Here is an 11938-nt window from a genome sequence, read left to right as displayed (position 1 = left end):
GGACAGAACCAAGTTGGCAAGACGAGTTCTATGTGCACCATATGAATTAGTAAATATATGGGTAATTTACGTATCACTGAAGATATTTCTGGTTAACTCGAAAGCCATAGCCGTTTGTTATATTTTTATTCCCAACAAGCGCTTAGGTCAGCTTCTATTTTTGCTACAAGCTCATCTACATTGACCACCTTACTGAACACAACGCCTTTCTTGTACTTCATAGACTGCAAAATATTGGGTTTAGCTAGTTCTGGGAACTTCCAGATAATTTTGAATAATCTCGGTATTATCAGAATCTCTGGGCAGTTATCAGGAAGCTCAGGACGAGAGCGAAACAGATAAGGTAGATTACGTTTAATACAACGGGATATACAAATATGCCTTGGGACATCAAGGAAAATAACATAGTCAGCGCTATCTCGAGCTGTTTTAGAGACACCCTCAATAATCCACTGTTTCTGTCTAACTAGTTTTTGCTCACCCAATGCACGCTCCTCTTTTGAAGCCGCAACCCATCCATCTTTCCAAACCACGCCATCTAAACTCTGGACTGGTATGTTCAATGCTTGCCCTAATTGTTTAGCTAACGTAGTTTTGCCAGAACCAGCATTTCCCGTGATATGAATCTTCATGTTCCCTCAAAAAGATATAACGCCTTGTTAAGGGATGAGCAACGCAATACCTACGCAGCAGCATACCGCCTTAAACACTAAAACCAACGCTTAGTGAAAATGCCACGCGTTGCGAATCCCTCTTGCACAATTTGTTATGCGTATGGTTTGACACCTAAAAGCTTTAACGCTTCATGACTGTGCATTACACGAGAGACTGCACTCTCGGTGAGCCACCAATTATCCCTCCGAGTACTTCGATCGTTTACAAAGTAACTGTGAAGTTCCAAATATTGAGGTAAAGCATTTTTGAATAAGTGCATTGCCCGTTTTATGTGGAAAGCCGTTGTCAGTATTGCCACCGACCTTTTTGCGATTTCACTCTCTACGATAATCTTTGAAGAAAATTGTGCATTCTCTACTGTATTTTTTGCATATCGTTCTAAGATAATATCCGAATCTGGGACAGCATTATCCAATGCATACTCTTTCATCGACTCAAACTCGGGCCTTTGATCTATTGCTAAGTTGCCGCCTGACAACAATAGCTTGGAGACTTTTTTCTCCTTGTACAGTCGTATAGCAGTTGGCATCTTATATTGAGTTGCTTTGTAACTACCCAGCACAACAAGCACTTCTGCATGTTGGAACTCATTTTGGTGTTTCGGGAAGACTACCTGCGTAATACTCTCGATTTCTCTTTTGTTCAATCCTAATCCCTTACACGATTGAGTGAATACGCATATCGCCTGCCAGCACAGGTAAAAAATGGCGGAGCATTTTTTGTCCTGTGGCTGCATTTGGTAGCCCTTGCTCCATGTCTTTCGCGGCTTGCCGCCAGCACCTTTTGAAAAAGCTACCGTATTTCACTTTGCCGCAAACCGTGTTTAAACCACCAAGAGACAACAACCCGAATGTGAATTCAAATGTGTGATTGGAATTTCAGACAGGTCACTCAAAAAAAGGTTGTTCGCCAATTTCGATACAAATCTGCGGCTATGAAAAGAGGAACTTAGCGACTAAACCCTGGGACTCAAAACTCTAAAGTTGATGGGGGATAACGCCGCCAGCAACTGCCGGAGTGAATTGGCTGCTTTTTTACGTCTCTTTGCAAAAAAGAAGACAGTTTACGGAGGTCAGATTGACTGGCCTTGTTACGTGTTTGCACTGGATATTGCACCGTTGCTTAAATTTATACTATGTACATCACCGTTAAAATCCGTAACTACGGCTATGTCTTCATGCAACTCTAACCACTCGGTAAAAATATCTGGGCCAGATGAACTCCACATTTTTTCACCTGTTTGGGAATAACATCCAATCTCTAGCTCGCCCCACGTAAGAAGGCACTTTCTATCTTGGAGCCAGAAAACACCAAAGCATGTAGCGAAATCAACTTTTACACACCAGTTTAATTCGAGCGAAGGTAAGGACAGTGAATATAGTGCATCACCCGAAGCCATATAAAGAGATTTGCCGTCAAATGCCACAGAGTTTTCGTTAACCCCTGTAGCACCACCAACCCCCAGTAATATTGCGGAAGCTAACGTTTCGTCATTTTCCCTGACCCGTACACCATGTGCGGATACATGTTGATACTCATTACTACGACAGTATTCATGAATATAGGCTCTCGAGTTGTCAGCCGAATTACGAGAGTAAGTTGGCTCATCCCTTAACGTAATTTCGTAATTATCAAATACTCGATTCATGACTCTAGTACACGTAACGCCTGCCAGCACAGGCTAAAAATTGCGGAGCGATTTTTTGTCCTGTGGCTGCATTTGTTAGCCTTTGCTCCATGTCTTTCGCGGCTTGCCGCCAGCACCTTTTGAAAAAGCCACCGCATTTCGCTTTGCCGAAAACCTTGTTTAAACCACCAAGAGACAACAACCTGAATATGAATTCAAATGAGTAATTGGAATTTCAGACACGCAACGCAAACAAAGGTTGTTCAGTGACTTCGACAAAAACCTGCGGCGATGAAAAGAGGAATTTGGCTACCAAACCTCGGGAATCAAAACTCTAAAATTGATAGAGGATAACGCCCGCATAAGCCGCGGGAAAAGTTTTGGCTATAATACCGAACGCAGTGAGGAAAGCCAAAGCTTTTAGGAGTCAGCTTGATGCGTTTGTTAGGTTTAGTTAGTTGATAAATTAATTTGAACTTTAATTTCATAATCGCTTATGTGATAAAAATAAACCTTAAAATTCAGGTTTGATTCAATATAGGTGAATTCCAATTCTTCTTTAGGAAGCTTTCCAAAAAACAAACAATCTTGATCACAAAATATTAAGTTATTATTTTCCACAGCACATTGAACCCCCGTTGGTTCAGATGCCAAATTCTTTTGTAGATCAACTCCTGATAAACTAAGAAATTTATAAACGCTAAAAGGTAATTTGCTAAAAGTATTATAAAAATAATCGCAATCTGAACAACTACAGTCTTCCAGTATATTGTTTTGATGTTTGTAGAATTCTCTAGTTCTTTCAGAGTCAACAAGTATTCCGAATTCTTTAAATCTGATAGTTTCCATGAGACCTAACGCCTGCCAGCACAGGCAAAAAATGGCGGAGCGGTTCTTTGTCCTGTGGCTGCATTTGTTAGCCCTTGCTCCATGTCTTTCGCGGCTTGCCGCCAGCACCTTTTGAAAAAGCTACCGCATTTTATTTTGCCGCAAACCGTGTTTAAGTCACCAAGAAACAACAACCTGATTTTGAATTCAAATGTGTGATTGGAATTTCAGACACGTCACTCAAACAACGGTTGTTCACTGATTTCGATTCAAATCTGTGGCTATGAAAATTGGAAATTTGTCCGGTGCAGCCGCTTGTTAAGTTTCATTAGCATGTTTCTCTGCCATCCATAATAGAAATGCCGTATCTGCACTACCAATTTCGACTATTTTAGTGCCATGCAAAAGGAAACCAAGGCCATGCTCTTCTTCCCAATTGCACCCCATTTCAATACCAATGTATGGAATACCGTCTTTAGTAACTTGGTGGATATTGACTGATACGATACCAACGACATTTTTAATTTCATTGGCTCCTTGTACATTCGGAAAATACTCAGCCATCTCTTCGCCACACTCTTCAATATAACTTTCTCTGATCGAAGAGTAGCTAGAGAATAAAGCATTGACTATAGATTCAATGACTTGGAACTGGTAAGAAATAAACCAATTTATCAGCTCCATTTCTTCAGAATTGATTGCTTGATCATCTCGACCCTCTGGGGCAAAAACTATCTTGATGGTTCCATCTGATGGTTCATTTGACGATAACGCACCATAAGGCCCATTTCGCTCTTGAAATCCTGCCCAATCAGGTAACTTGAGTTCAGTTTCCCAGCAAAACTCATTCCATTTGAAGTTTGGATGTGAGGAGTTACCCACTTTGTCTCCTTGAAACTCAACGCCTGCCAGCAAAGGCTAAAAATGGCGGAGCGGTTTTTTGTCCTGTGGCTGCATTTGTTAGCATTTTCAAAAAACACTATGCTTTGATAGCAAACACCGTTATATGGTTTGAATTTTCACGCTCATAGACTTTGACATTAAGAGCTTGGAGCCCAGCTTTCTCTAATTCTCTGATCAAACTATTTTGAGATGCAATGTGTCGATACGGGGCGTTATTCTTATGTGTTTCATAGCTACTTTCATCTTTAGAACACAAGCTACTAACAAAAAATATCCCATTATCAGAGAGTGAGCTGTATACATGGTCCAGAAATGTGGTTCGATCTTCGCCGATAATGCAATGTAAACAATTCCCGTCAATCGCAACATCGTATCTCTCTGAGAGTTTGAGGGATTTTAACGTTAGGTCGGCAGTAAAATACTCACCTTTTAAACCTGTGGCTTTCGCTTTTTCCTTTGCCCATGCAATTGCTGTCGGTGAGATATCTATGCCTGTCACATCAAAACCTAACTTATTGAACGCTCGGCAATGATGACCTTCACCACAACCTAATTCGAGCAATTTAACTTGCTTTGAACCGTCATATAGATCTAGAAAGCGCTCTACTAAGGTTGCTTTAGACATTCGCTCATTACCACCCCAACCCTCCCAGCCTACTTGACGGGCTTCGACGTACATTTCTTCATGGACGTGATAATTTGGTTTCATTTTCATCCTGATTGCTAACGCCTGCCAGCACAGGCAAAAAATGGCGTAGCGGTTTTTTTGTCCTGTGGTTGCATTTGTTAGCCCTTGCTCCATGTCTTTCGCGGCTTGCCGCCAGCGCCTTTTGAAAAAGCTACTGCATTTCGCCTTGCCGCAAACCGTGTTTAAGCTACCAAGAGATAACAACCCGAACATGATTTCAAATGTGTGATTGGAATTTCAGACATGTCACTCAAACAAGGGTTGTTAAGCGATTTGGACACAAACCTGCGGTGATGAAAAGAGGGATTTGGCGACTAAATCTTGGGACTTGAAACGCTAAGATTGATGGGGGATAACGCCGTCATCTCCCGCAGAACAATGAGGTTCGTTTTTGCTGTGTTTTAGCATAAAAAGGGCGACGTTGTGGCGTCGGTTGGATGGTTTTATTGAGGCCGCGCCTCAATTAATGGCAAAATTTCAACCAGCGCTGTAATAACTTGTGCTTCTGGTAACACACCATCTTGTTGGTGAAAACCAGACAACCAGATCGCTTTCATACCCGCGGCCAATGCACCGTCTACATCGTTCACCGGATGATCTCCGATATAATAGCAATCACTTGGCTCGAAACCTGCCGCGATGGCTGTTTGAACAAATATCTCAGGATCAGGCTTCTTGGTTCCAAACGCTCCCGAGCTAACAACTTGCTTAAATCTGTCCGCGAAGCTGGTTGCAGCCAATGTGGCAAGCCTCGACGGCTCAGCACCATTTGAGATAATGCCCAAGTGGACACCATGCTTGGCAAAGTGGTTAACCACATCAGCCGCACCGGCCATTTCAACAGTACATTGCGGGAAGCGCGTTTTCCAAAATTCATGAATTTCTGCTTCACTTATTTTCTCCCGCCAGGGCAGTTTACTGCTTAGCTCGAAGGCAATGGCCTCACTTATCTTCTTGTACTTCGAGTCACTCGCTAAGTAGCCTCCGTTATCAGCTTTCTTAACAATACCGGATATCTCGGAGATAGAGACCTTAAGCAGCTTGGCACCATACACTTGTGCGAAAAGAGTAGCGAAGCTATCGATGCTTAACGCTCGATTAACCAGCGTATTATCTAAATCGAAGTAAACCGCAATAGCCATAGGAACCCTGACAGATGAATAAACCGCAAAGTGTCCAATATAAGTCCTGCGATTGGTCCAATATCATTCACGAGTGAAATTTGCGACTGGCTGCATTTGATAGGCGCTGACTACCCTAGCAATCAGCTCACCCTTTAATTTCGTATAAAGCTTTATATCTGATTGATGTTTTTCGGCGAGCTGTTCTTTGAGCTCAGCATATTCAGCTTTTAGCTTTTCGTTAGACCTGAGCGACTCTCTGAACTTAACGAGATCACGCAGTCGGGCAGTGCCTGCAAATGAAACATGAATGTAATGTGTTCTGCACGATTCAGGTCCCTTAGCAAAGAAGAAGTCGCCTTCAATATCTCTTTCGCCAAAGTACTCATAAATGTCTTCAGGCAGAGCCTTGATGATTTCATTTAGATCCCTGGCAGAGCCAACTTCTATTCCATTATCTATGACAGGTTTTGCTTTAAGTCCCGGAACTGAAGTACTCCCTATGTGTTCAATACGGGAAATACTCGAACCAGCAAGCTCCAGAAGCATCGCTCGTTCCTTTTATATTCAATCGGTCATTGCTCTGAATATGCGCTAAGCGCAACCGTCCCTCGTTTTAATCCGATACTCATTGGTTCCTCACCCTGCGATTTACGTCCCAATTGGTTGTAACAACAATTGAACATCTTTGGTTTGGTGTTTTACAACGTGATAGTTTGCTGCTTGTAGATGGTGCAATCGCGCTTGCATTAAAGGGCATGATCACCGTATCGATGGTCTATCTGATGGTTCAAAAACATGGCCTTACTTCACCCAATTTTTTATAAGGAATAATAAAATCAGCTTAAGCACGACACTATCGATTTTATCGAATGCGCACAGTAAACCGTTGGAAGAAACATACGGTGAGTTTTATCAATGTTGTCAGGAATCGACATTTCATGATGGTGATATTGATCAGATAATCACGTCACTTATCGAATTTCAGTCCAACTCAAACGACCACTCACAGAAGTCTTACGCTCTGTTGCTCGTGGGAGCCGTGTTAGACAGTTGTGAGCTCAATGACACACAAGCAGAGCAAGTCAGCGAGCATGCAATCGCTACCCTAAAAGGGCTTGATGTGTTTGACGTGGTTGGCCCCGATGGTCAGTTCATCCACTATCTAAATCATGCTGCAGTTTTGATTGAAGCGTTATCCCGCCAAACCAACGTGCAGCCTGCCCAATTGTCGACCTTGTACACGGCGCTATTGCAAGCATATTTGCGGGCGCCGGAGTCGTTGGGTCACAATGAAGCCATTGTGATAGCGGAGATTCTATTAAAAGAATCGGGCGCTGAATTCAACACGCTATTGAAAGCGCTTGAGCCATCAACGCCGAGTCAAAATGTCTCGATGATCGATTTCATCGCAATGGAAAACAACAAACGAAATCTATGGATGTCGATGTTCGTAATAAACTCAACGCAACAACAGCACGAGCAAGGTCGGTTCAAGCCAGTGATTGAGTCGATGATGGAACAATATTTTCCGGAAGATTGAAGCACGCTGGGACACCGATAATTCATTCACCGCAATACCGATTCGATTTGCATGTTTGTTAGTGTCCGAGCATTTGTTGGCGCACATAATGAGACTCGAAACCCGCCAGAGAAGCTAGCGCGAATTTGGACAGAAATCAGTTAGCGGACAGAGGAAAAATCTACCCTTCGGATAAGTTTTAGTACTACAAAGTGGAGTACTACGCCCTTTACAGAGATACCGCACGTGAACGAAAATGGACAAAACCTGTCACTCACAGATTATTTCTGTAGATATAGTTTGTGCAAATATAATGAAGAAATACTCAGCCCGCCATTTGCGCACTACACGTACATAAATTGGTTTTTAGAACGATTATGAGTTGCCCAGCTCGAAAACACTTTACGTAGATTCTGCTCTGCTTACTTCACGGATAACAAGGAAATACAGCGAGGAAATTAAGAGTATCGAACCACACAATATCCAACTAATCGATATCCCGAAATACTCGGAAATGACTCCCATAGTCAAAGAGGCAAGCATCCCACCGCATGTAACAGCGAAAGAGCTTATGGATAAAGTGGTTGAGCGAATCTCTTCTTGAGTGTTCTCATTAAGTAATACTTGCTCGGAGTTATTCCCCATGGTGAAGAGAAAGAAAAACGTCAAGTACAATAAAGCAAAGCTTGTGGTATTGGTAGCGTTCGCAAGCAAGAGCAGTGAAAAGCCAGCAAGTGATCTAGTTGTAAATATTAAGGCTTTATGTGAACCGAAAAATATTTTTAATAAGGGAATAGAGAGTACTGATGATAAAGCTGACATCAAGAAATACAGTGCTGATATGATGCCAAAAAGAGTCAAGTCATCAGGTGCCGTTCCTATCAAATCTGCCAGATAAGGTTGCCAGAAATTTTCAACGGCGCTCATCACTGCTCCAAAAACGAGTGTAGCTTGAAAGAGCAATCTTAAAGTCCATTGATTTAAAGAAACTGTAAGCGCCGTAATACTAGTTTGCATCGCGATGGCTATGGTGTTTTGGGTATTTTCTTTGATATTTTTCTGTTCAGGAAGCAGCACCCATGTCAGAAAAAACAAGACAATACTTGATACGCTAGCTACGAGAATATTGATGTCATATACGCTAAATGTTTCAATGTATGAGCTAACAATACTGTTAGGTAGAACCCCACCTATCAAAGACCCTGTAGCCAGTCCAGCAGTAACCAATACATTTATTTTCGCAATTGCTGTGTGGTACGAATATTCTCCCATAGAGTTAACAAAAGAATCGTAGAACCAAGCGTCTAGACTGCCAGAATAAACAGCCCTTGAAGCTCCCAAAGACATAGCGCTAACCAAGATACCCCCCAAACTACTTGCATAGAAAAGAGCAAGGCAACCCAACAAATTAAGTGCTAGAGAAAACAAGTACGTATTTTTGCGCCCAAAGGTGTCAGCGACACCGCCGAGAGGTACTTCTAATATCGCAGTACTCCCGATCCACACCGCCATGACAACTCCAATTTCTGTTAGGTTTAGCCCTCTAGATTGAAAGATAAGAGTTATTACTGGGATAAGTAACCCGACTACCATCCAGTGCATGCCTTGTTGTATTCCAAATCGTATAACCAACTCGCTCTGTTTCATCAGTGTGTCCCCCTCTCTTGTTTAGTTTAAATCATCCTATTTTGATACATTAGTGCAACTTAAAGTCAAAAAGGATAGTATTAAGATACTTTCAGTATCTATATAGGGATAATTCAGACGAAATGGATGAACAACTATCATTAGAAGTGTGTAAATTACTCAAAAGAGAGCTTAAGAAGTGCAATATTTCGTATCGCACACTCGCTACGGAACTCGAAGTATCAGAAGTCAGTGTCAAAAGGTTGCTAAACAACTTACAACCGCTTTCCATACAAAGGTTAATAGCTATTGTTAATCTTACAGAGACACCAGTATCGAAGCTTCTTTCTGAGGCTGAAGAGAACATTTCTTCAATTCCTGTTTTTTCGCAAGAACAAGATGATGCTTTTTATGATAATCCATCTCTTTTTTCATTTTGGTCAGAACTAGCGGAAGAACTTACCGTTCAACAAATCAAAGAAAAGTACAGGTTGAACGATGCTTCAACGCATCTGTATCTTCGACAATTGGAAAAGCTCAGTCTCATCCAGATAGGATCAAACAACGCGTGTAATCTGTTGTTGCCTAAGCAAACCTCATTTGTAAAGGGGGCTAGATTCCCTGTTTACTTTACGACGCAAGTGTTAAATGGTCTTCAAGAACGAGTCATTAACTTACCAGCCAATGATGATGAAGCGTTTCTCACAAGCTTCAAAGCTGATCTGACGAAAGATGAGTTTGTCGAGATCAATGGTATGTTAGATAACTGGTTGTTTGGTAAGCTTCGAGAAAGACAAGGATTTGGTGGACGAAACAACAACAAGGTTAAACCTTATACATTTGGTTTTATGGGAGCACAAGGAGAGTTCCATGGTAAGCTACCGTCAATATCCAATTTGATTTAACAACCCTATACGATCAGTTTTGCTAACGCAAACACGTTTATATCTAATCTATGCGTTCCACCATGTTTGCATAACAATGCAGGAGGAAGTCGCTGGTTAGAAACTCCGATTATGCGCGGAAATGGGAGATTCCGAGCACCGCCCCTCAACCGTCAGCCATTAGGAAAAGTACTGTGATTCCAATGGCACGATCTGCCACTGAGTAAGTGCGTTAAATTGGAATGGGGCAATTTCAAGTTACCAGATGATTTGGTAACGGTTTCCTCAGTACATTTTTAACTCAATAAAGTGACAAACTTTATTGTGAATGATCAAACAGTATTGTCCTTCGACACCAAGAGACAACAGCCCGAGCATGAATTCAAATGTGTGATAGGAATTTCAGACACGCGACGTAAACAAAGGTTGTTCACTGATTTCGACACAAACCTACGGCTATGAAAACGGGCTTGGTCGAGTATTCAGGGATTCGAATCTTTGCGGATGCTCAACAAAGGCCTGTTTGATTTTTGGTTACGTCATGATGAACGGGACACTCGGGTACGGGAGACATCCGCCTTCATGAATAGGCTGTTCAATGTGGAGCCGGTTTTCACCTGAATACAGGTATAAAACCAGGCGAAATTTACACCACTTCGTTTTTTGCAACAAACCCAATGAGAGAGCCCCTTTAAATGAGATCAAGTGCCCCTATAGCGTTGGGGCACTCGGCACACATGGTGTCAGCAATAAATTACGATGAAATATAGGAGCGCATCGCTTCTGAATAGGTTTCGACGAACTCACCTTCCGGCGTTTTAACGATAAACAGGGCAGCGATATTGTGTTGATTAGCTAATCTCATCGCGGCCTTCTCTCCCAGTACCATAAATCCGGTAGACAATCCGTCTGCAACCATACAAGAAGGATCCAATACCGTTACTGATACCAATCTATGGGTAACCGGTCGGCCCGTTTGTGGGTTGATAATGTGGGAGTAGCGTACGCCATCTTCTTCGAAGAAATTGCGATAGTCTCCTGATGTCGCTACGGCGTTGTCTTTAGGAACGATGATTCTTTGTACAGCGACTTCCTGAGACACCGGCTTTTCAACGGCGACCCGCCAATCACCATTTTGGCCTTTATCGCCCTTGACCCGCATCTCTCCACCTATTTCAACCAGGTAGTTTTCAATTTTTAACGAGTCCAACAGCTCGGCAACCTTGTCGACGCCGTAACCTTTTGCCAAGGTTGACAAATCCACGTAAATATCGGCATTTTGTTTGCTGACGGCAGAGCCGTTTAAAACTAAGTGATGAATACCGGTACGGGCTTTTGCCTCATCGATCTGTTGCTGCGAAGGCAGGTGACTGGGCTTTTGAGAGGGTCCAAAACCCCAAAGGTTAACCAAGGGCCCCACGGTGACATCCAGCGCTCCCTCTGTTAACTCCGCTAAACGCACCGCCTCGTTAAACATGGCTGTGAGATCGTCAGAGAGAGGAAAAGGGGTCTGGACTTTATGCTGATTAAGTCGAGACAGCTCTGAGTGATCGATATAAGTCGACGCTGTTTGATTTACTTCCGCCAGAACACTATCCACTTTTTCCTGAACAACCGGGCCTGTCAGCGCCTTATCAACAGAAAGATAGGTAATGTGATAGGTGGTCCCCATCGTTCTCCCTTCAAGCTGCACTTTTTTCTGACTAGGCTGTGTACAGCCTTGCATAACCATTATGACGAGCAGGAAAATCATGCCGCCATAGAGCTGTTTCAATAAATACATCTGCTTCTCTTTTCAATAATAAAAACTTATCTAAAGTGATCTGTTTCAGAAAAAGATCACTGCAAAGGTTATACTGCCGATTCGAACAGCATGTTCATCTTCAAGCACTATGACGCTAGGAATCCGTTCAGAAATACACTCACAGAAAGGGAAAGGAAATCGATTCGGCTTTTCGTACAGCATTATTACAGATTCTCCGACAATATATTCATGCAATATAAAGCCCCACCTTGGAGAGATAAGGCGTAAAAAACTGTCGCTGTACTTAGCCTTCAATAAAG

Annotated in this window: 13 protein-coding genes and 1 pseudogene; 3 read left to right on the top strand and 11 right to left on the bottom strand. The window is 42.5% G+C overall.

Annotated elements, in window-relative coordinates:
* Window positions 1-125: 125 nt before the first annotated feature.
* From A8L45_RS20810 to A8L45_RS20775, 9 genes are all read right to left on the bottom strand, one after another.
* Entirely contained in the window at window positions 126-632 is a 507-nt protein-coding gene (locus tag A8L45_RS20810) for an AAA family ATPase (RefSeq protein ID WP_068905279.1), read from the bottom strand.
* Window positions 633-766: 134 nt separating this feature from the next.
* Window positions 767-1321 carry a YdcF family protein gene (locus tag A8L45_RS20805; protein ID WP_245680788.1) on the bottom strand — a complete coding sequence of 185 codons (555 nt, stop codon included), beginning with the start codon at window positions 1319-1321 and terminating at the stop codon, window positions 767-769.
* Between the two features lie 10 nt (window positions 1322-1331).
* A complete protein-coding gene (locus A8L45_RS25410) occupies window positions 1332-1481 on the bottom strand; it encodes a hypothetical protein (protein ID WP_245680787.1) in 150 nt (49 codons plus the stop codon).
* A 284-nt stretch (window positions 1482-1765) separates the two neighbouring features.
* Window positions 1766-2323: a hypothetical protein gene (locus tag A8L45_RS20800; protein ID WP_068905277.1), complete on the bottom strand. Its 558-nt coding sequence runs from the start codon at window positions 2321-2323 to the stop codon at window positions 1766-1768.
* A 429-nt stretch (window positions 2324-2752) separates the two neighbouring features.
* Window positions 2753-3151 (bottom strand): hypothetical protein, encoded by a 399-nt coding sequence (locus A8L45_RS20795; RefSeq protein ID WP_068905276.1) that lies wholly within the window; start codon window positions 3149-3151, stop codon window positions 2753-2755.
* Between the two features lie 297 nt (window positions 3152-3448).
* Window positions 3449-4012 carry a DUF6985 domain-containing protein gene (locus tag A8L45_RS20790; RefSeq protein WP_068905275.1) on the bottom strand — a complete coding sequence of 188 codons (564 nt, stop codon included), beginning with the start codon at window positions 4010-4012 and terminating at the stop codon, window positions 3449-3451.
* A gap of 97 nt (window positions 4013-4109) precedes the next feature.
* Window positions 4110-4934, bottom strand: a complete 825-nt coding sequence (locus A8L45_RS20785; RefSeq protein WP_245680786.1) for a class I SAM-dependent methyltransferase — start codon at window positions 4932-4934, stop codon at window positions 4110-4112.
* Between the two features lie 230 nt (window positions 4935-5164).
* Window positions 5165-5863, bottom strand: coding sequence for an HAD family hydrolase (locus A8L45_RS20780; RefSeq protein ID WP_068905274.1), 699 nt, complete (start codon window positions 5861-5863; stop codon window positions 5165-5167).
* Between the two features lie 63 nt (window positions 5864-5926).
* A complete protein-coding gene (locus A8L45_RS20775) occupies window positions 5927-6391 on the bottom strand; it encodes a GrpB family protein (RefSeq protein WP_068905273.1) in 465 nt (154 codons plus the stop codon).
* Between the two features lie 340 nt (window positions 6392-6731).
* On the opposite strand from A8L45_RS20775, the gene A8L45_RS20770 reads away from it, so the two are divergent.
* Window positions 6732-7385 (top strand): hypothetical protein, encoded by a 654-nt coding sequence (locus A8L45_RS20770; RefSeq protein WP_068905272.1) that lies wholly within the window; start codon window positions 6732-6734, stop codon window positions 7383-7385.
* 381 nt (window positions 7386-7766) lie between these two features.
* Here A8L45_RS20770 and A8L45_RS20765 read toward each other — a convergent pair whose 3' ends face one another.
* Window positions 7767-9011 carry an MFS transporter gene (locus tag A8L45_RS20765; protein ID WP_017089781.1) on the bottom strand — a complete coding sequence of 415 codons (1245 nt, stop codon included), beginning with the start codon at window positions 9009-9011 and terminating at the stop codon, window positions 7767-7769.
* A 122-nt stretch (window positions 9012-9133) separates the two neighbouring features.
* Between A8L45_RS20765 and A8L45_RS20760 the strand changes: the two genes are divergently transcribed.
* Together A8L45_RS20760 and A8L45_RS23975 are read left to right on the top strand one after the other, a co-directional pair.
* Window positions 9134-9895: a helix-turn-helix domain-containing protein gene (locus A8L45_RS20760; RefSeq protein WP_068905271.1), complete on the top strand. Its 762-nt coding sequence runs from the start codon at window positions 9134-9136 to the stop codon at window positions 9893-9895.
* Between the two features lie 441 nt (window positions 9896-10336).
* Window positions 10337-10495, top strand: a pseudogene (locus A8L45_RS23975) (IS6 family transposase); the annotation flags it as partial.
* A gap of 133 nt (window positions 10496-10628) precedes the next feature.
* On the opposite strand, the gene A8L45_RS20755 reads toward A8L45_RS23975, so the two are convergent.
* Window positions 10629-11657, bottom strand: a complete 1029-nt coding sequence (locus A8L45_RS20755) for an FAD:protein FMN transferase (RefSeq protein WP_068905270.1) — start codon at window positions 11655-11657, stop codon at window positions 10629-10631.
* Window positions 11658-11938: the final 281 nt, after the last annotated feature.

This window comes from Veronia pacifica (assembly GCF_001707825.1).
GTDB lineage: Bacteria > Pseudomonadota > Gammaproteobacteria > Enterobacterales > Vibrionaceae > Veronia > Veronia pacifica.
Note: the sequence above shows the minus strand (reverse complement) of the source record. Positions and strands in the feature narration are given on the sequence as shown.

Excerpts from the sequence above, each read along its gene's own strand:
- A8L45_RS20785 (WP_245680786.1), bottom strand. The coding sequence starts at position 4,934 with ATGTTCGGGTTGTTATCTCTTGGTAGCTTAAACACGGTTTGCGGCAAG.
- A8L45_RS20810 (WP_068905279.1), bottom strand. The coding sequence starts at position 632 with ATGAAGATTCATATCACGGGAAATGCTGGTTCTGGCAAAACTACGTTA.
- A8L45_RS20780 (WP_068905274.1), bottom strand. The coding sequence starts at position 5,863 with ATGGCTATTGCGGTTTACTTCGATTTAGATAATACGCTGGTTAATCGA.
- A8L45_RS20800 (WP_068905277.1), bottom strand. The coding sequence starts at position 2,323 with ATGAATCGAGTATTTGATAATTACGAAATTACGTTAAGGGATGAGCCA.
- A8L45_RS20765 (WP_017089781.1), bottom strand. The coding sequence starts at position 9,011 with ATGAAACAGAGCGAGTTGGTTATACGATTTGGAATACAACAAGGCATG.
- A8L45_RS20755 (WP_068905270.1), bottom strand. The coding sequence starts at position 11,657 with ATGTATTTATTGAAACAGCTCTATGGCGGCATGATTTTCCTGCTCGTC.
- A8L45_RS20795 (WP_068905276.1), bottom strand. The coding sequence starts at position 3,151 with ATGGAAACTATCAGATTTAAAGAATTCGGAATACTTGTTGACTCTGAA.
- A8L45_RS20775 (WP_068905273.1), bottom strand. The coding sequence starts at position 6,391 with ATGCTTCTGGAGCTTGCTGGTTCGAGTATTTCCCGTATTGAACACATA.
- A8L45_RS20760 (WP_068905271.1), top strand. The coding sequence starts at position 9,134 with ATGGATGAACAACTATCATTAGAAGTGTGTAAATTACTCAAAAGAGAG.